Raw genomic sequence first — 19346 nt, 5'->3', positions numbered from 1 at the left:
AGAAAAAAGCAAAGCTTTTTACTTTGCCTTAAGATATTAATTTCTAGCCCATTCATCAAGCATGTTCAAAAAATAGCTCTCGGAAAGACGTTTAATTTTACTGCCAGATTTATTATATTCACGTGCTTGCTGAATTGCCTCATTGTTTTTATCAAAAAAGCTATCGTCATCAATAATTAAAAAATTAGTATCGGGCGTTACGATTGTCTGAGCCTGACCATTCATATTATTAACCATCAAAGCAGCTTCCGCATTATCCATATTGATTCCGTCAACGAACGCAACTTTTTTATTGTTGACCGGATTGCGGTAGCCAAGTTCCCAGGCTTCCAGTTCGGCGGCAAGTAAATCCATGTTTTTAATCTTACCCTGAGCCTTAGCCAGTAATTCATCTGTGAAATTAGCACGAAAATCATCGTAAACTTTTTTGGTATCGATTGAATCGTCTAAGCCGTGATGCTGTTCGGTTTCTGCAATGCCTGCGCGCTGCATACAGTCAAGCAAGCGATTATGCTGGAACGGATAGTAAGCTCGGGCCAGGCGAAGCACATCAACATAATCATTATTTAGTTGAGGCAGCTTAAACTTTTCCGTTAAGTCATATAAAAAATTCAAGTCAAAGTTGACGTTGTAGCCAATAATAACGTCATCACCGATAAATTGCCGAAACTCCGTCATTGCTTCTTTAACTGGGATACCCTTTGTTAACAGCAGCTCCTCAGTTATGCCGTTTAATTTAGTAATAAAAGCCGGAACCTTATTCGAGCGCGGATAAACTACTAGTTTGCTGAACTGATCAACAATTTCATTATTACGCACCTTAATGGCACCAAGCTCAGTTACATGATCACGGTAAGAGTTAAGCCCCGTGGTCTCAATATCAAGCAGCGTATAGTCAGCAATAAAAGCCGGATTTTCTTGGCCCTTGGCACGGAGTTTTTCTTGCGCACCAGTAACATGCAAAACACCGTTTTTGATATAAATACTCATCACAAGCCCCCTTTTTAAAGCAAGTTCTGTAATAGAATAGCTGAATCGGCGTTTACGCCAGCGCTTCTGGCTTGGATATCGAGCGGTAATTGCTCTTGACGATAATCAGCAGCAACATAAGACCACTGCGGATATTGCTGGACAAGGTGAATAATTGGCTGAAGCAGTTGCGGGCTGGTTTCGTCTACCCCCAATTCAAGGAAAACCGTTTTTTCCTCTTCATTACCAGTTAAGAACCACCGAAAACGAGTATTAGCATCTGTATCCGGGTAAAAATGCTCATTTAACGGCATGTGAATTTCCATTGGCTGACCGCATTCTTTACATTTAGGCACAAAAGCCGCTATATCCTGCTTTTGCTGTTTAGCAGTTAAGATTTTTTGGACAGCACCGCGACTATCTTTAAGTCCGTGATTAATGCCACTTGAACACTGCATTTTTGTCCAATCGCCAAAAACATTAAAAATCCGGTTTTCATTAAAGCCAGCACTTTCAAAGAAATGACCAAAGCTGGATGTTGCAATAAAAAACTTTTTCTGGCCAATTAATTTGCGTAAATTTTTCATTGTTTGGCTTGGCTGATATTCAAGCGAATAGTGCGCAATCAGTTGACTCCAACAAAGCCATTTGTCAGACCAAGAAGCAGATTGTTGGTCTAGCGCTTCCCCCACTGAATTCACATGATACTTTTCTGCAATTGTGGGAAAATCCTGTGCAAAACTTGCTTGCCCCAGTAAGTCAAGTCCCTCCAATTTTGCCATTCCATTACCCGCAACGATAATCATCACATCGGCATCAGCAACCAGATGCTTCGCCTTACTCAAATTTTCCATCTATTCCTATTACTTTCTAATTGTTATTTTTGATCATAGCTAGTAAATGAAAGCTTGCCATTTTCAATATCAGCTAAGAAAATATCGCCAATATTGTCATAGCCTGCATCTTTTGCTTCCTTTTTTAACCAGTCTTCATCCTTATCAATAAATTCAAGCACTTCTTGGTTAATTTGACCATCATTAATTAGTGGAAAACGAAGATTTTTTTCATCTTCTTGAATCACAGTTAGTTGACCATTCTTCTCAAAAATACAGTTTTTGACTTCATTAACCGAATAAACACCTTGGCTCCGTAGCTTAAACATCAACTCGTTAGCAGAAATCCCGGCAGATAAGCAGTTCTTAACCAGAACTTTTCCATCCTTAATAATTTGAATTGGTTTGCCATCAATCAACACGCGAATAATGTTGCTGTGTTCACGGGCAAATTTAAGAATAAAGACCACTAAAGTCCAGACAATTAACACTAGGAGAAACTGCAGCACCGTGATGCTGGAATTATAAATAACCCCACCGATAATGCCACCAAGAACATAGTTCTGCAATTGGTCTAATGCCGTGGTTGGGGCAATATTGCTTTTACCAAAAACATTAATCTGGAAAATTAATGTTAACACACCTAAAACAAATTTAATAAAAAGTTGCGTATAATCCATGTCAATTTCCCCCCTATTAATTCTTGACATTAACTTCATGATTAATAACATGAGCTTTCTTTAAGGTGTAGCTATTATTATCATCATTCAGTTCCAATTGGTAATCAATATCTTTTGAATGAAGTCTGACAATTAGACCATTTTGTAAATTAGTTGAACTAACCATGACATCACTATTAGAAACACCGTGGTCTTTAGCAACCGACTTAATGAACGGAATGATCTGTTCAGACTGGGATTTTACCAAATTGGTTTGAACATACTTTTCATATTGTGTCCCAACAAATAATAGTAAGAAAAGCAACGCAATAATTCCTAGGTCACGGTAACGAGTATCGAACCGGTGCCGCAAGTAAAGAACTGTAAAAGCAATCATCGTTAACGCCGCAATTGCGATTAAGACATACAAAATTGTTTTACTAGTATTTTGATTCTGCTCAATGTACTTGAGTGTGTAAAAAGTCATAACACTACCACCTCTAGTTAAAAACTCCGCACCGGGTATTAAAAGCGATGCATTAATGTAATATCATGGTTAACTCACTAAACTATGTTTATAAGTCTACCTAATATCAGTATATCAAAAAGTGGTTAGAACCTGTCTAACCACCACTTGTGAATATTTATTTTAGCGATGCCGAAGTTGTCGCATCATCTGGCACCTTTTCTTTTGCTGTAGGCTGTTCTTCTTTTTCAGCAGCTGCCTTAGTCGATGCTCCCGTTGCAGCATCCGGAGAAGAATTGCGCCGATAAGTAGCGCCTGTAACTGCATCTGGGTCATTAACCAATTTTTGTCCAGTCGTTTCGCAGAAATACTTAACTAGCGGATAAAGATCTTGTACCCACTCGTAGATCCCAGCATAATTACCCTCATCATCTTCTACGCGCTTGTAGTAATGTAAAACTAATTGATGCAAATTACCAGTCGGGACAGGCATGTAGACTTCATCATGACCATCCTGTTTGGTCCGCAATGCGTGGACAACTTTTTTAGCTTCAGGAATGACATCGCGCACATCTGGATGAACTTGTCCCATCGAACTCCCTACTTGATCAGGTGTTCTTTTTGCCTTCATCTTTGTAGCTGGATCTACCGGACGGTTGTACCACAAAAACTGATTGTTATCGTCAACAAAAGTCAGTTCACCAATCGTGTTACGCAACATCCAGTTAATTTGATTCACTGTCAATAAACCACTATCAAGCTTGACATAATCATCACCACTTGCCGCGTGCGTCTTGGTTGCCGCTTGTTCTAACCAATCCGGATCATCAGGAGCAACATCACTCACTGTGTAGCGACTTTTACCCGCGGCGGTAAAATTTTCTGCTAAATATTCTTTTTCAGCCATCTTTTTTAGCCAGTTTGGTTCTGCCATAATATCTCTCCTTCTTTTCCATAATTATTCTTCAATTATATCATGTATGCGCTTCACCAAAACATAAGAATAGCAATAATATCCCCGCTTTTGCCTTAGTAAAAATCTTGCTATACTTTTACCATGTATTTTACCTGCATGGTTTTTCTTTCAATGCCCATGAGCTAAAATAGAAATTAATCATATTAAGAAGGAGAACAAAATGAAAACTGGTTCCAAAATCATTACTTTAGACAATGGCTATCACTTGTGGACAAATACTCAAGGACATGGAGATATTCACTTACTTTGTTTACATGGCGGTCCTGGTGGCAATCATGAATACTGGGAAGACACAGCCGAGCAATTAAAAAAACAGGGCTTGGATGTACAAGTAACAATGTACGACCAACTGGGCTCCCTTTATTCAGATCAGCCAGATTATTCTGACCCAGAAATCGCAAGCAAATATTTAACTTATGACTACTTTTTAGATGAAGTGGACGAAGTGCGCGAAAAGCTCGGATTAGATAACTTTTATTTAATTGGGCAAAGCTGGGGTGGCCTGTTAGTTCAAGAATATGCCGTTAAATACGGTCAACACCTGAAAGGGGCAATCATCTCATCAATGGTCGATGACATTGACGACTACGTAAAGGCTGTTAATCGGCGCCGTCAAGAAGTCTTACCACAAACGGAAATCGACTTTATGCATCAATGCGAACAAAACGATGACTATGATAACAAACGCTATCAAGAAGATGTCAATATTCTCAACATTAATTTTGTCGACCGTAAGCAGCCTTCTAAGCTTTACCACCTAAATGATATCGGTGGCAGCGAAGTTTACCATGCCTTCCAAGGGGATAATGAATTTGTCATTACGGGAAAGTTGAAAGATTGGCATTTCAGAGACCAATTAAAGAATATTAAAGTGCCGACTTTAATTACCTTTGGTGAGGAAGAAACCATGCCGATTGCCACTGCTAAAATTATGCAAAAGGAAATTCCTAATTCGCGTTTGGTTACTACGCCTGACGGCGGCCATCACCACATGGTTGATAATCCCGCTGTTTATTACAAACATTTAGCTGACTTTATTCGTCAAGTCGAAGATAATTCCTTTGCTGGTAAATAGTTGTCAAAGCCAAAAAATATATAGTATATGAAAAAGCAAGCAAAATTTAGCTTGCTTTTTGTTTTGCCAAAAACGTTTTTTAACTATATCAATTTATTTGTTTAGTCAATTTCAGAGTTTATAAAATACTATGTTTTATTTCCTTTTAGTCTACTTAAATAAATAAAAATTATAAATGAATTTTTGATATCCGTTATTTTATTATTTGATGATTTTTGTTTACTATATCAGTAAATAATTCATTGCAAAATAGGCGATACAAACGTATTAAGTTTATTTTATAATAAGAGTGTTGCATAAACATGTTTTATGGAGTAAAATTTGTAATTACGTTATTATATATTTGATTAGTTTTTGTAAATTTGTAAACAGTAATTAATAAACTCTAGGGATGATGAAATGAATATTTTTATCACGGTTATGCTTATTATCAATAGCTGTGCCTTTGTTTTCGACTTTATTTTCAGCCTCTATTTATCATTTAGTAAAAAAATTAGGCAAGAAAAATATTATGGCGGCTCGCGGAATTTTACCACCTTGCTATTGTTAATTCCAGCTATGAATGAATTCGCAACGCTAAAGCGAGATTTGCCGTATCTGGTTAAATTACACAATCAATGCAAGAATTTTATCAATTTAGAGCTAGTATTTATCGATGATGATTCTAGTGATGGCACAACGGAATTACTTGATAAATGGTCACATCACGCTAATTTGCACGTTATTCACCGTGTTAAACCAAACGCACAGATTGGGAAAGGACCAGCTTTAGAATATACCGTCAATCAAATTATTCAAATGAATTATTCCCTTGGCAAGACACTTATTGGCATTATCGATGCGGATAGTCACTTTGATTCTGATTACTTAAAGGAGGTTGTTGCTACCTTTCAAAACTCGTCTTATGACCTTGTTCAAACCCGTGTCGATATTTATAACACCGTAGACAACTTGACAATAATGCAAAATTTCGAATTTTCCATTTATAATGGACTATTGCAAATGGCACGAACAAATTGGGGGTCTGCTTTGGCTTCTGGTAACGGTCAGTTCGTTACATTAAAAATGGCCAAAAATGTTGGCTGGTCTTCCTCCCTGCTTGAAGACTGTGAATTCTCGCTCAAGGGACTGCTGAAAGGCTATTATGGCACTTTCTTAAATACCGTCAGTGTTAAGCAAGAAGGTGTTTCCAACTTAAGAAAACTTATCCGGCAACGGACTCGCTGGTGCCAAGGTGGCTTACAATGCCTTAGGATTTATGGCGGAGCAATAATGAAAGCCAAGCATCTTCAAACAATTGTTAAAACTTTCATCATTTTTTTCTTAATGGTACCATATTTATCCGTCATAGTTGTGCCATCATCAATTATTTCGGTTTCAGTTTTGATTTTTTATGCTTTCTATCGGCCATTAATTGGTTTAGCAATTATTTTCACATTATTATTCATAGAAAACCTGGTCAATACGTTAATGATTGAAAAACAGTGGCACGAATCGAATTTAGAGCCACCTAAAAATCGCTTAAAGATTTTTAGAATAATCTTTAGCTTTGCCTTTTATCGCTGGGTGCTAGCCTTTATTCCCTATCGCGCCATAATCCGCCAATTAAAAGGGAATGATTCATGGGTAAAAACAGCTCACAGCTAGTTATATGTAAATGCACTAAAAAAGCACATCACAAACGATGTGCCTTTTTTGTTGAGCAAAATTAGTTAATTCACATAAGCAAGCAGATGGTGTAAAGCTCTGGGGCAAACAATCTCTGAAATTACTGTCAATAAAGAGGTCGTGAACTCGCTACTTTCTAAAGTTGTGCGTCCAAAATTGTCATAAAAACCAACGGCTCAGGCTCGACAATAAAGGCAAGTTAAAGCAAACTTTATTGATGGATGTTTTAATTCTAGTCATCACTGATCTAACAACCATCTAAAACATAAGATCAGAAATGATGATGATTCTATTCGTTCTAGTCATCACTGATTTAACAACCATCTAAAACTTCTGATGGTACTTTGATTTTTGATACACAGTTCTAATCATCACTGATTTAACAACCATCTAAAACGAAACCTGATATAGTTCATTGCTGAACTTTGTTCTAATCATCACTGATTTAACAACCATCTAAAACTACCCGAGGCACCATAATGCCTGTAATTGCGTTCTAATCATCACTGATTTAACAACCATCTAAAACTCGCCCCACTTGGTTTTGATTTGGACTTCTGTTCTAATCATCACTGATTTAACAACCATCTAAAACGGACCGGTGCGGTATTTGTCGTTACTTATAGTTCTAATCATCACTGATTTAACAACCATCTAAAACCGCTCTGGTAACCACACCATCATCTGCCGTGTTCTAATCATCACTGATTTAACAACCATCTAAAACTTATCCTTTAGAATGTGATGTGATAGTATCGTTCTAATCATCACTGATTTAACAACCATCTAAAACGATCCTCATTATGCAAATGCAAACGGTGCGGTTCTAATCATCACTGATTTAACAACCATCTAAAACTGTTCATCTTTACCAGTTTTCACGGCATAAGTTCTAATCATCACTGATTTAACAACCATCTAAAACTAGACGAAAGGCGTGAGCCCGAAGTCACTTGTTCTAATCATCACTGATTTAACAACCATCTAAAACTATAAAACTAGAGAGAAGATTATGTTTTGTGTTCTAATCATCACTGATTTAACAACCATCTAAAACACAGTTGATGGCTCAATCGTCGCAATTGTAGTTCTAATCATCACTGATTTAACAACCATCTAAAACCTTTGATGTGTTGGATAAAAAAATACAAGCGTTCTAATCATCACTGATTTAACAACCATCTAAAACAAACAGCTGAGATTGAATTAATGAGAAAAAGTTCTAATCATCACTGATTTAACAACCATCTAAAACTTGTCACTACTATGTAATCGGGGGTGAAAAGTTCTAATCATCACTGATTTAACAACCATCTAAAACAGTAAGACCGATGCTGGTCATAAGTTGATTGTTCTAATCATCACTGATTTAACAACCATCTAAAACGCGTGCCCTAAGCGCTTTGATATGGAGTATGTTCTAATCATCACTGATTTAACAACCATCTAAAACAAATCATCTTCATTACCAGCGGCGAAGACTGTTCTAATCATCACTGATTTAACAACCATCTAAAACTAATTTCACGCAAAACGTCTGCTAGTGGTAGTTCTAATCATCACTGATTTAACAACCATCTAAAACGCTATATTGTTCATGGTGGAGCATTTTCTTGTTCTAATCATCACTGATTTAACAACCATCTAAAACGTCGTAAGCAATTCGATAGTCTCTTACTTGGTTCTAATCATCACTGATTTAACAACCATCTAAAACTTGCAGATATTCCTTCAAAATTAATTAGAAGTTCTAATCATCACTGATTTAACAACCATCTAAAACTGATCTCATCGATGTGATACCCTTCCACGAGTTCTAATCATCACTGATTTAACAACCATCTAAAACGTGATCAATGTTATTATTGTTGGAAATCTAGTTCTAATCATCACTGATTTAACAACCATCTAAAACAACTGTCGCTAAATTGTTAACATCAATTGGGTTCTAATCATCACTGATTTAACAACCATCTAAAACTTGATAGCATTGTCACTTACTATTGGATTTGTTCTAATCATCACTGATTTAACAACCATCTAAAACCATGTAGCCAATGCTCTTTAATAGATTTCCGTTCTAATCATCACTGATTTAACAACCATCTAAAACAAAAGTTCTATTCAAATGAAAAAGATTTCAAGTTCTAATCATCACTGATTTAACAACCATCTAAAACCGATATTTTATCATCAAATTTTAATGTAGTAGTTAGTACCAGTCGACTAAATCCTCGTCAATGTAATAAAATTGCGCATCCTCAGGAACAACCAAAAAATCTGTAGATGTGAATTCAATTAGAACAACCATTAACCTCATTTGTTTTGCAATTTGTGCTAATTCAGCTAATTCCCGATTATCTAAATAATTTGTTGCATTGCAAAACACGGGAACTGTTTTTAAATTACAATTTTGATGAATCTTTAGAACCGTTTCAATTATAGCATATGGATCACTCAATATATTCTCGTCTAGATGCAAATCGGCCATTTTAAGTACCTTTTTTAAATCTTCATCAAAGTTAATTGCTAGTGGTAAATCTTCAAGAAGCAGTGAATCAGATAATGCTAATTCTAAATTGCTAAAAGCACAGAATATCTTATTACGCGTGGCTTCATCTAAGTTAGTGATATAAGTACTAACAATTTTGGTTAAATATTTTTTAGTAATATCACCACTTAACAAAGGGTCTCCTACCATGTCAAAAGTTTTAGTAACTTCAACCGGATCATAATTGTCGCTCGAACAGATTAACATTTTATTTTTTCCTTGAATACCTTGAACTAAGTCGCGATACACAATTGAACTTCGAGTGGCCAATATTTTGATTCCAGAATCTGAGAAAACCCATTTCTTATGTGTTAAATACGCTAAGATCACAGGATCACTGTCCGATCAGAACTATTACGAACATCATCCACTGGCTTACCGACTAAAAAGTGCATATCATTATACTGCTTTTCCGTAACCATCAATGATTGTACTACTCCGCCATGGGGTAAAAACTTCTTAACCCTATTTTCCAGAAAAGTTGCCGTTTGCCTGGTGACACAAACCCGGGCATAAACCGAAAATTGAATCATTAAAAAGCCTTCATTAAGTAATTTTTGCCGAAACTGACGGTATTCTCTTCGCTGCTGAGCAGTTTCTGTTGGCAAATCAAACATTATCATTAAGCGCATCATTCGGTACCTCATTAGTTAATGCCATCTCCATTTCAGGTAACTCTTTCGTTTTTTCGCTTAAAAAGCACAAACAGTCATGCACATATTCAGAAATTACATTCGACAAGATTGTTTTTTTGTTGTTATATTCTATTTCTAAACTCAACAACTCGACTAAACCATATTTAATATCAGGCGTCAGCTGCTTAATCTTTTCATGGGCTTTTACCCAATAATCAACGAATGGACGAAAGGGCTCCATTAAATCCGACGCCAAGTTAAAGCAATTTTCTTCAGAATGATGGTGAATTCCTAGATATGAAAGATACCCATTGACGGCAATCTCACGGTTAAAGCTTGCTAATAAAATCGCATAACCATAATCAAGCGCCCCGTTGACCGCATTATTATCACGACGGATAAAAGTCTTATCAAATAAAGTCACGAAGTATTTCCGTGCAGCAATTGCTTCCCGATTAGTGGCATCATTTAGTTCCAGCTGATCAAGCTCATCTTGGACATTCTGCCATTCCAACTGGTAATTTTTTAAAACCGCAATCTGATTAGTAATTTTGCGGTCAACTATTTTAGTCCACAACTTTTCTTTTAACTGTAAATCCCAGTTAAACTGAATGTTCAACTTAGATAAGTTTCTAGCACCAGGATAATAACCAACGGTTTCTACAACCGGCTCATCTTTTTCATCGACAAAAATCACTTTTGTCTGGTTTTCTGCCAATTTACTAATTAGCGCACTGGTGATCACGGCCTGAGTAGTCGAAACTAACAGTAAGTTAATATCTGCAATTGGTATTTGACTAATTCCATCACGCGTTTGAACAACCATCATATTCATCGAATACGTCATCTTTGCATGTTGCGTAATGATAACTGATCTCCATCCCATAATTCCTCCTTGTATATTCTTCAAAAAATGATAAAATAATGCTATCGGGTAGCTCCCGATTGATGATACTAATCATCACTGATCTAACAACCAGACTTAAAATCAAGCAATGCATTTTTATGCAAAGTTTCAACGCGATATTTTTATCGTCCTGCCTCAGCTCTATAGCGGAGGTTTTTTTATGCACTGAAAAAGGGAACTGACAACCATCAGCTCCCTTTTTGGCTTTTATAATTTAGAAATTTTGATTCTTTTTTCAAATAAACCCGTTGGTGATTGGAAAACCAGCACTGCATCTGGCGTAAGGGTTATGCCAGAAGTTGATGTTAGTAAACCAAACAAAGTTTTAATTCCCAACTCTTTAAGATCACTAAACACCATATTGTCATGCAAACCATTAAGAATTCGGTTGATTATTTCCTTTTTCTTTGCTGGCTTAAAGCTAATAAACTTCTCTCTGCCATCATGTAAACCTTGTCTAAACTTGTTTGTATCAAACAAAGGAAGGAAGCGATCAACATTAGCAAGTATCTCATCATAAGCCTTAATCAGTAGCTGGTCTTGATCTTCACCTTTGGCGAAGTTGTCGGTCACAATCCTCATTGTTTCCCAAGATAAAGTTAACTGCTTGGCATTGGTCATATAATAAGGCGAACTTAACATAAATTTTTTGTTGCCATCAAGGACTACCTGTTTATACAAAATGTGACCAGCAGCGATGTCAAAGTCTTTTATCCCCTGCTTCGTCTTTCCCTTCTTGTCAAACATAACTAGTGGGGTTAAAACTTGCTTCAAGGTTTCGTCATATTTGCCTTGCTTTTGCGCCTTTTTTAATTTAGCCAAAGCACGCATCGGCACGCCGACAACTTTATACGTTGAATCTTTAGCCTTACGGATTCTTACTATTGCCATATATGCATTAGCGTTTCCTGTATAGCCTCCATAGATTTCAGGATCCAGATCTTTTCCTTTAGGAATTAGGCTACGCGACTTAGCAGTATCACGTTCGGTACGTGGAAACACAGACATTTTAAACATCTCCTGATCCTGCGAAGTCGTTTCACGCGAGACCAAAAGATATTTGAAGTTATATGCCCGGCGTAATTTATCAAAGATATCAGGGTGCTTGAGGAAAACTACGCGGTCGCCCTTATCTTCTTTGATTTCTTCGGGTGCTTTTCTTTGATCATTATCCTTTTGTAGTAGTGGCCACAAGAACGTGAATTCTTTAGTATTATTGACAGTATCTTCCTGCAACTTTTTATCTTTGCTAAATTTTTTAAATTGACCGTAAACAAAGTATGGTCGAAGTTTCGGATAGACCTGATAAAGAAAATTACCGCAGATAACGGAGAGATACGCATCAAGCGCATGATGATAGTCATTTACTTCTCGGCTCTTATAAAGATTAAGCCTCTTACGCAGAGCCGAGTTATCACCCGCGCGAACCGTAATAATTTCAGATTTAGGATAAATATTTTGCAAGATGACCGACACTAGTTTGACAATTTGACTGGTTTCAACCAATTGCCGATTAATAAAACCTGATTTTTGGTACTTATTCAAATTAGCTGGATCAAGCAGCAAGTTGTTCTTTTTGCGATTATTGATGAGTCCCGTTTTTTGCCACATAGACCACATATCTTTAATAGTCATTTTTAACTCTGGTACCCAGTTACCGCCGAACCGCTTAAGTGGTACATCGTCTGATTTTTGTGCGTTGAATTTTTTAGAAGTCAAAACACGATTGTCAAAAGAATCATCTTTAATAAAACTCTGTGGCAAAATATGGTCAATATCATACCTTGACTCAATGTCATCAATATTGATCCTTTCACCAGTATAAGCATCCCGACCACCCTGAATGAAATAAAGGAAATATTTATCTTGTGCAAGTTTTCTACTAGTAATCGCATTCTTAAGACTATTGGTTAAATCCTTATCGACCAACTCTTTTGCAGTATCTTGGTATGCTTTTAGCAATTTACTTCCTCTTACCTGAGACAATTTTGGATTACTTTCGGGGCTACGAGTAAATTCAATAGCAAACTGCGCAGGCGCTTTGCCACCGGCAGCCTTAACAACATCGTTGACAACCTTAACTACCTGCCTAATGGCTTTCTTATTGGCTGGCGAAGTATACGCATCAGCCAAAATATCTTCAACACCTGTTTTCTTAACGATAACCTGATTTTCTTGCTCAATCGCATCTTTAAAGTCCGGCTCCGTAACAATCTGCATAAAGTTTTTTTGACTATCCCATAATTGAGCCATGATATTCTGGCCGTTTTGATCATGTAAGCCTACTAGTAATTTGCGAGATAATCTGCCCCAGCCTTGCAAGCGCCAGTTAGCAAGCGCCTTAAATTGGTCATTTGTTAACCAATTAATTTCACGCAATTTTTCTTGATAAATTTTCTTATCTTCAAAAATAGTGGACCACTCGATTATTTTTTCAAAGTCCTTTTCATAATTAGCATCATCAAGTTCTTTATCAAAGACCTTTAAGTTTTTGAGATGGTAATAACTAGACAAGCTAGAATTAAACTTAGTCGGATCGGCTAATCCTTTAATATCATTCGAGCCATAGTTAGTTTGCACCCAGGTAGCGAATTTCTTAGCTGTAACTGTTTTATTCTTTTCAAAAAGTTCCTCGTAAGCTTTCTGCTTCTTGGTTGGACTGAGACGCTTACCATTAATTTTGATATTATTCAGCTCATTCAAAACAGTAAACTTCTGATAGAGTAAACTATTCGCCGGTATAACATCTTCACCAAGAAGGTAAGTATCTTTAAGTGTCATGCGTTTAATAAATTTATTGGCAGATTTTTCTCGATCAACCTTTTCTTCAAAATTCCAAGGCGTAATCTTACCTTCTTTTTTACGCACCATCCAGGCAAAGCTCTTACCTGAAGTTTGCTCCTGCTTATCAGCCGTAATCATTGGACCGACATAATACGGTACTCTAAATCTAACTAACTCATCAAGCTTATACGGGGCCTGTTTTAGGTGCTGCTCCACCGGATTTTTCTCTGCCAAGAATGGATAATATTTGCTTTGTTTAGCAATAATTCGGTCAAGCTCAATTTGGTGCAGCTGAAATGGAATGACACCGTTACTATTTGTGCGCTGCTTTGGCATGAAATTATCAAGCTCAATTTCATGTAGAATTTGTTTAGCTGCATCTGAGTCATCGACATTTTTTTGAATTATTTTATAAAAATCATCTTTAGCTAAAACGCCCTTAACCTTTAATTCTTTTTTAGCTTCAAGCAATTTACCATGCCGGTTATTAACGTATAAATCGTAAGCTAAGCCCAACATCTTGGCTTTTTTCTTATCCGCTTGACTATCAATTGCTTTCTTGAGCAATTGATAATCTTGCGCATGTTTATTATATTTATTTACCATTGACTCAGACAAAGTCTTGCCTTCATCAACAATATTGCTAAGGGTAATTGCACTGAATAATTTTCTAATCTCAGCAATAATTGTTTGTTCTGGCTCTTCTAGTTCTGGAAGTAAAGCTTCAAGTTTATCATCCGCATCTGCATCGGTTAGTTTGAGTTCCCAAGCAGCTTTGTCGCTTTTATCAATTTCTTTATCTAAAATCGTTTCAAATTGCGTCTTATAACCCATGATGGCATAAGCAATCTGCTTGGCCACATTTTTAGTAACTTTGTCGGTAGCGTTAGTTAACAAAGCGGCAATTTTCTTAACTTTATCAGCTTTATAGATAGTTCTAGCAGCATCTTCCCCCTTAATAACTGCTTCAACCTCTGCAGCATTGGCTACTTGTAGTTCTATTTGATCATCTTTTTCAGTTACCAAATCACTAAAACAATTATTGAGTTCCTTAATTACCGGCTCTACTTCAATTTTAGAAGCATTAAAATCGTTAACTGACGTATCTTGTAAAAAGTTGCCCCGATACTTAACAATATGATGCATCGCCAAAAAGATTTCACGCAAATCGAACTTTTTGTCCTCTGTCATTAAGGCCTGCCGCAGATGATAAATTGTCGGGTAATCCTTGTAAAAGGCAGCATCTTCTTTGGCAGTCGGAAAAACAATGGCCTCGTACTTCTGATGTTTTTTATCTAATGGCGATACCCAAGATTGATGCAAACGGACAAAAAAGCCCGGATCAACTTTAGCCATTGGCTCCGCGAAGATTTCTTCTAACAGACCTAGTCGCCATTTACGTCTTTTTAGGCGACGACGTGTAGTCCGAAAGCCGCGCCGGTCGGCTGCAGAATGCCCTTCTTCAAATAAATGTGAGCCCATTGCCGTCTTACCGCGTAACTTCAAAAGAGTATTTTTCTTATCCGTGACCGCCCAGCCACAGGAATTGGTCCCGATATCGAGTCCTAAAATATAGTCATCCTTAATTTTATTCATATGAGTCTCCTGTAATCACTTTCATTACTATAAGAATACCGCAACTAATTTTCATATGCACCTTATTTTTAAATTCAAACAAAAAATGGCAACTATATAGTCACCATTTCCCAAGAATGCTACTTAATTTTGTGATTTTTCCTTAATTGTTGCTGCAGAAGCCTCCAACAGCTTTTCTTCTTCCTCAGTTAATGATAATTCAACTTGCAGAATTATTCCATCGCGACCAACGATTGCTGGATATGATAAATAAGTGCCGTACTTTTCCTGGTAATTAGAAACTGGCATCTCAGTGTGGGCATCACTTTCAATTGTTTCAACCAAACGAGTTACAGCCGCTGAAATACCATAGTTAGTATATTGCTTGCCCTTGTAGACAGTTTGACCACCAAATTTAATTTCATCATTTAAGTCTTCTAATTTCCACGATTGTTCTTTAGCCAGCTCCGTAATTGGTTTTTCCAAGACCTTAACTGTCGACCAAGCCGTAAATTGTGAATTACCGTGTTCCCCTAGGTTAAAGCCTTCAACTGAGCGGGGATCAACGTGCAAGCGGGAGCCCACTGCTCGTTTCATCCGTGCAGTGTCGAGCAAGGTACCAGTACCAATGACGTGCTTTTTTGGTAAGCCCGTCAATTCTTGGTACATGCTAGTAATCGCATCAACTGGATTAGTAATTGCAACTAGAATACCGTTAAAGCCACTTTCCTTAATTGCGGAAGCAATCGCACCAATTCTTTCTTTATTAAATTTCAATTCCGCAAACCGTTCGCCGCCAGCTTCTAACGCAATATTACCAAAAGCACTAATTATAATATCCGCATCTTTTAAGGCCGAGTAATCATTGATGACAATATTAACGTGGTGCTTTAAGTTAGCCATGGCATCTTGAAAATCTAGTTCATCAGCGGTTACTTTTGCCTTATTTTCATCAATTAAAACCAAATCATCAACTAATCCCAAAATAATTAACTGTTGTGCCACAGTACTCCCAACATGGCCGTCACCGATGATCCCAATCTTATTACTCATAACTTTTCCCTCCTAATTAGACTTTAAGTCTTTCTCATAAATAAAAATTGTATCTTTTATTATATTACGTTTTCATCCTAAAATAAATTTAACTTTAAAAAAATATTAGTATTTTAAAGAGATGCTTTCAGTAAAAATTAAATTTCACTGTAATGCGCACTTTCCCGCCAGTTTGTCTTATACTAAAAAGCAGGAGGTATAATATGAGACAAATTAAAATTGGCAATACCAACTTCACAGCTTCTGCAATTGCTTTTGGCATTATGCGGATGAATCAATTAAAAGTAGCTGATGCAGTAACAGCCCTTGAAACGGCACATGACTGCGGTATCAACTATATCGACTCTTCTGATATTTATGGACACGGCAAGTCCGAGGAAATTTTTGGTGAAGCTTTGGCACAGTCTTCACTTAAGCGCGACGACTTTTATATTCAATCTAAGACGGGAATTTATGAAAACGAAGCCCTTGATTATAAAACTACGCGGTACGATTTTTCTAAAAAGCACATCATTGCTGCCGTTGACGGTATTCTTTCAAGAATGAAAATTGATTACTTGGATAGCTTACTACTCCACAGACCTGATGCTTTAATGGATCCAGCAGAAATTGCTGCTGCATTCGATCAACTGCAACAGGAAGGCAAGGTACGGCACTTTGGTGTCTCCAACTTTAACCCAATGCAAGTTGAGTTATTGCAAGCTGGTTTAAGTCAAAAACTATTAATTAATCAATTGCAAGTAAGTGTCATGCATACTGGTCCAATTGATTTTAATATTCACACCAATATGACAGATGCACGCAGCATTGATCATGATCGTGGCATCCTTGATTATTCACGTTTGCGCCACATGACGGTGCAGGCCTGGTCACCATTCCAATATGGTCAAATTGAGGGCAACTTCATTGGTAATCCTAAATTCCCTGAAGTTAATGATGCTTTACAAAAAATTGCGGATCAAAAAGGTGTTTCCAAGAATGCCATCGCGGCGGCATGGATTTTGCGTCATCCTGCAATTGACCAAGTAATTATTGGGACAATGACGCCAGCACATATCGTTGACAGTGCCAAGGGGGCAGATATTCGACTAACCGCACAAGAATGGTACGATATCTACTTAGCAGCCGGTAATGACTTACCTTAAAAATTATTAACAAAAAAGCTTAGTGCTACAGCACTAAGCTTTTTATTTGGGTGAAATTATTAGCATCTTTTACGGTGATAACTATTAGGTATGCCCAATTTTTTCCGGTATTTTGCAATTACCCGCCGACTCAGCTCTATTCCATGTTTTGCAAAAATGGCAACAAGCTGCTGGTCACTTAAGGGTTCAAGACTGTTTTCCGCTTTTACCAATTCTTGTAAATCATATTCAATTCGTTCTTGGGATATATCCTGTGCCACTTGGCGCGGAAATAACATTTTCAAACTAAAAATCTTATTTTGACACTGGATATATTTGTCTTTAATTGCCCTACTAATCGTACTTGGAGCAAGATCCAACGCCTTTGCGGTTTCCTTAAGACCCAATGGTTTCAACTTTTCTCTTTGCAACGTGATTAAAAAATCATGTTGATACTCCCCCACGTATTTACCAAGCCGCAAAATGGTCTGTTGTCGTTGCTCAATTGCGTTTTTTAACTCAAGATACCTCTGTTTTTGTTCAGTAAAATATTGCCGCTCTTTTGCTTGGCCTTTCAATTCTTGAAAGGTCTGCTCATCAAACAATAACTCTGGAATTTGCGCTTGAAAAGTTTCAATGGTCAGTCGCTGATCTTCTACCTTAAAAATTAAATCCGGTAGTAAGTATTGTGTGTTAGTACCAGTTGTATACTCACTTGCTGGAGCAGGATCCAATGTTTGAATACAAGCTAAGGCATTTTCTAATTGCTTTTCAGAGAATTGCGTAAGTCCCCACTTTTGCGAATCTGCCAGCATTTCTAAGCCATCAGCTAATAAGATCTGTAACGCAACTTGGTCAAAATCCTTTTTTTGTTTTGCCTGGATTAATAAACACTCATTTAAGTCTTTAGCTCCAATTCCGCACGGGTCAAGTGTCTGCAAAAATTCCTTAGCCTTTTGCAGCTCATCAATTGAAAATTCAGCTCCTTGTGCAATTTCAGCCAAGTCGGTTCGTAAATAGCCGTCATCAGCTAGATGATAGATTAAGAGCTTAACTGCCTTTTTAACTTTATTATTCCAGTCACTTAAACGCACCTGTGCTAACAAATGATCAAGTAAGCTCTCACTTTCACTATCCTTAAGCCATTCTAAATTATGACTTTCTTCTTGTGATTTACCCAAGGAAACAAAAGGATCACTTTCGCTTAAGTCTTTCATTGCAGCGACTAAGTCATAAGTACTATAGGATAAAACAGTTAGGTTTTGCTTGAGCTTGGGCGACAAAAAAAGCCGCGTAACTAACTGCTCTTTCGGTTTTAAGACCATTTTTTGCAATCGTGTCATCGGCTTTTTCTCCTTTTTTAAGTCAAATACTTACTAACTGAATTTCCATTACATTTTTATTCATTGAAAGGTCTTCAATTACATTGGCATAATCGAGAGAACGTGGTGTTTCTATATCATATATATTAACATATGTGGTATTATTCAAAGTTTGCGTTACTTTAAAGTTCACATTGATTACAGTAATATCATGTTTTCTAAAATAATCATTGATAAATTCTTTGGTTTCAACTTTATGCTTGTATTTAATCTCTAATTTTTTCATTGGATGGATATTAATTAACCGTTTCGAGAAAACTAATACCAAAATGACTGTTACAGCACCTGCAACACCTATCGCATAATCTCCCATACCTAAAGCTAATCCTAAACCTGCAACTGCCCATAAACTAGCAGCTGTTGTTAAACCCATAATTGTTCGATGCTGAACTAAAATGGTTCCCGCACCTAAAAAGCCAATTCCTGAAACTACTTGTGCAATTAACCTAGCTTCATCAGCACGTACAACCCCTGCAAACTTTGGCTCTGTTAAAGCAATTTGTAATGCATCATAGCCAATTTTCTTTTGAATTAAAGCGATAATACAAGCACCGACACAAACTAAAACATGTGTTTTAATTCCTGCCGGTCTGTTTTTATGCTCTCGATCAAAGCCAATAACACTAGCAACTACGACTGATAAGACCAATCTGACAATAATTTCTGGTAGTGTTACGGCTATATTCAAG

General features: G+C 37.0%; 15 protein-coding genes and 1 CRISPR repeat array. Of the genes, 3 read left to right on the top strand and 12 right to left on the bottom strand.

What is annotated here, in order from left to right:
• Positions 1 to 36 precede the first annotated feature (36 nt).
• The 5 genes from J3U71_RS03195 to J3U71_RS03175 form a co-directional block, all read right to left on the bottom strand.
• On the bottom strand, positions 37 to 990 hold the full coding sequence (locus J3U71_RS03195; protein WP_267392465.1) for an exonuclease domain-containing protein: 954 nt from the start codon (positions 988 to 990) through the stop codon (positions 37 to 39).
• A 14-nt stretch (positions 991 to 1004) separates the two neighbouring features.
• Positions 1005 to 1823 carry a Sir2 family NAD-dependent protein deacetylase gene (locus J3U71_RS03190; protein ID WP_267392466.1) on the bottom strand — a complete coding sequence of 273 codons (819 nt, stop codon included), beginning with the start codon at positions 1821 to 1823 and terminating at the stop codon, positions 1005 to 1007.
• 23 nt (positions 1824 to 1846) lie between these two features.
• The gene (locus J3U71_RS03185) at positions 1847 to 2482 is read right to left on the bottom strand and encodes a DUF421 domain-containing protein (protein ID WP_174683356.1); all 636 of its coding nucleotides are present in this window, start codon (positions 2480 to 2482) and stop codon (positions 1847 to 1849) included.
• A gap of 16 nt (positions 2483 to 2498) precedes the next feature.
• Positions 2499 to 2948, bottom strand: coding sequence for a DUF3290 domain-containing protein (locus J3U71_RS03180; protein ID WP_220220705.1), 450 nt, complete (start codon positions 2946 to 2948; stop codon positions 2499 to 2501).
• Positions 2949 to 3105: 157 nt separating this feature from the next.
• Positions 3106 to 3861: a PAS domain-containing protein gene (locus tag J3U71_RS03175; protein ID WP_267392467.1), complete on the bottom strand. Its 756-nt coding sequence runs from the start codon at positions 3859 to 3861 to the stop codon at positions 3106 to 3108.
• A gap of 202 nt (positions 3862 to 4063) precedes the next feature.
• On the opposite strand from J3U71_RS03175, the gene J3U71_RS03170 reads away from it, so the two are divergent.
• Positions 4064 to 4978 carry a proline-specific peptidase family protein gene (locus J3U71_RS03170; protein WP_220220703.1) on the top strand — a complete coding sequence of 305 codons (915 nt, stop codon included), beginning with the start codon at positions 4064 to 4066 and terminating at the stop codon, positions 4976 to 4978.
• A 399-nt stretch (positions 4979 to 5377) separates the two neighbouring features.
• Positions 5378 to 6625, top strand: a complete 1248-nt coding sequence (locus J3U71_RS03165; protein ID WP_267392468.1) for a glycosyltransferase family 2 protein — start codon at positions 5378 to 5380, stop codon at positions 6623 to 6625.
• Between the two features lie 250 nt (positions 6626 to 6875).
• Positions 6876 to 8826: a CRISPR direct-repeat array (repeat unit 36 nt; unit sequence GTTCTAATCATCACTGATTTAACAACCATCTAAAAC).
• 32 nt (positions 8827 to 8858) lie between these two features.
• On the opposite strand, the gene csn2 is transcribed toward J3U71_RS03165, so the two are convergent.
• The 5 genes from csn2 to J3U71_RS03140 form a co-directional block, all read right to left on the bottom strand.
• On the bottom strand, positions 8859 to 9527 hold the full coding sequence (csn2, locus tag J3U71_RS03160; RefSeq protein WP_220235116.1) for a type II-A CRISPR-associated protein Csn2: 669 nt from the start codon (positions 9525 to 9527) through the stop codon (positions 8859 to 8861).
• Positions 9524 to 9829 (bottom strand): CRISPR-associated endonuclease Cas2, encoded by a 306-nt coding sequence (gene cas2, locus J3U71_RS03155; protein WP_103752921.1) that lies wholly within the window; start codon positions 9827 to 9829, stop codon positions 9524 to 9526. The genes csn2 and cas2 overlap by 4 nt, the downstream gene beginning before the upstream one ends.
• Positions 9807 to 10718, bottom strand: coding sequence for a type II CRISPR-associated endonuclease Cas1 (gene cas1 / locus J3U71_RS03150; RefSeq protein WP_267392469.1), 912 nt, complete (start codon positions 10716 to 10718; stop codon positions 9807 to 9809). Before cas1 ends, cas2 begins: the two co-directional genes overlap by 23 nt.
• A 228-nt stretch (positions 10719 to 10946) precedes the next feature.
• Positions 10947 to 15119, bottom strand: coding sequence for a type II CRISPR RNA-guided endonuclease Cas9 (cas9, locus tag J3U71_RS03145; protein ID WP_267392470.1), 4173 nt, complete (start codon positions 15117 to 15119; stop codon positions 10947 to 10949).
• Positions 15120 to 15242: 123 nt separating this feature from the next.
• Positions 15243 to 16151, bottom strand: coding sequence for a lactate/malate family dehydrogenase (locus J3U71_RS03140; RefSeq protein WP_267392471.1), 909 nt, complete (start codon positions 16149 to 16151; stop codon positions 15243 to 15245).
• Positions 16152 to 16354: 203 nt separating this feature from the next.
• Here J3U71_RS03140 and J3U71_RS03135 point away from each other — a divergent pair, with 203 nt between their 5' ends.
• Complete coding sequence (locus J3U71_RS03135; protein WP_267392472.1) at positions 16355 to 17296, top strand: aldo/keto reductase; 942 nt, start codon at positions 16355 to 16357, stop codon at positions 17294 to 17296.
• Between the two features lie 59 nt (positions 17297 to 17355).
• Here J3U71_RS03135 and rpoN read toward each other — a convergent pair whose 3' ends face one another.
• Both rpoN and J3U71_RS03125 read right to left on the bottom strand, forming a co-directional pair.
• Positions 17356 to 18618: an RNA polymerase factor sigma-54 gene (gene rpoN, locus J3U71_RS03130; RefSeq protein ID WP_267392473.1), complete on the bottom strand. Its 1263-nt coding sequence runs from the start codon at positions 18616 to 18618 to the stop codon at positions 17356 to 17358.
• A gap of 22 nt (positions 18619 to 18640) precedes the next feature.
• A complete protein-coding gene (locus J3U71_RS03125) occupies positions 18641 to 19345 on the bottom strand; it encodes an MgtC/SapB family protein (RefSeq protein ID WP_220269139.1) in 705 nt (234 codons plus the stop codon).
• Position 19346 lies beyond the last annotated feature (1 nt).

The organism is Lactobacillus sp. B4015, assembly GCF_026536055.1.
Lineage (GTDB): Bacteria > Bacillota > Bacilli > Lactobacillales > Lactobacillaceae > Lactobacillus > Lactobacillus panisapium.
The sequence above is the reverse complement of the archived record's forward strand: the minus strand, read 5'-3'. Positions and strand labels throughout refer to the sequence as shown.

Coding starts and splice junctions, on each gene's coding strand:
- J3U71_RS03185 (WP_174683356.1), bottom strand. CDS start 2,482: ATGGATTATACGCAACTTTTTATTAAATTTGTTTTAGGTGTGTTAACA.
- J3U71_RS03180 (WP_220220705.1), bottom strand. CDS start 2,948: ATGACTTTTTACACACTCAAGTACATTGAGCAGAATCAAAATACTAGT.
- rpoN (WP_267392473.1), bottom strand. CDS start 18,618: ATGACACGATTGCAAAAAATGGTCTTAAAACCGAAAGAGCAGTTAGTT.
- J3U71_RS03135 (WP_267392472.1), top strand. CDS start 16,355: ATGAGACAAATTAAAATTGGCAATACCAACTTCACAGCTTCTGCAATT.
- J3U71_RS03175 (WP_267392467.1), bottom strand. CDS start 3,861: ATGGCAGAACCAAACTGGCTAAAAAAGATGGCTGAAAAAGAATATTTA.
- cas9 (WP_267392470.1), bottom strand. CDS start 15,119: ATGAATAAAATTAAGGATGACTATATTTTAGGACTCGATATCGGGACC.
- cas2 (WP_103752921.1), bottom strand. CDS start 9,829: ATGCGCTTAATGATAATGTTTGATTTGCCAACAGAAACTGCTCAGCAG.
- J3U71_RS03195 (WP_267392465.1), bottom strand. CDS start 990: ATGAGTATTTATATCAAAAACGGTGTTTTGCATGTTACTGGTGCGCAA.
- J3U71_RS03140 (WP_267392471.1), bottom strand. CDS start 16,151: ATGAGTAATAAGATTGGGATCATCGGTGACGGCCATGTTGGGAGTACT.
- J3U71_RS03190 (WP_267392466.1), bottom strand. CDS start 1,823: ATGGAAAATTTGAGTAAGGCGAAGCATCTGGTTGCTGATGCCGATGTG.
- J3U71_RS03170 (WP_220220703.1), top strand. CDS start 4,064: ATGAAAACTGGTTCCAAAATCATTACTTTAGACAATGGCTATCACTTG.
- J3U71_RS03165 (WP_267392468.1), top strand. CDS start 5,378: ATGAATATTTTTATCACGGTTATGCTTATTATCAATAGCTGTGCCTTT.
- cas1 (WP_267392469.1), bottom strand. CDS start 10,718: ATGGGATGGAGATCAGTTATCATTACGCAACATGCAAAGATGACGTAT.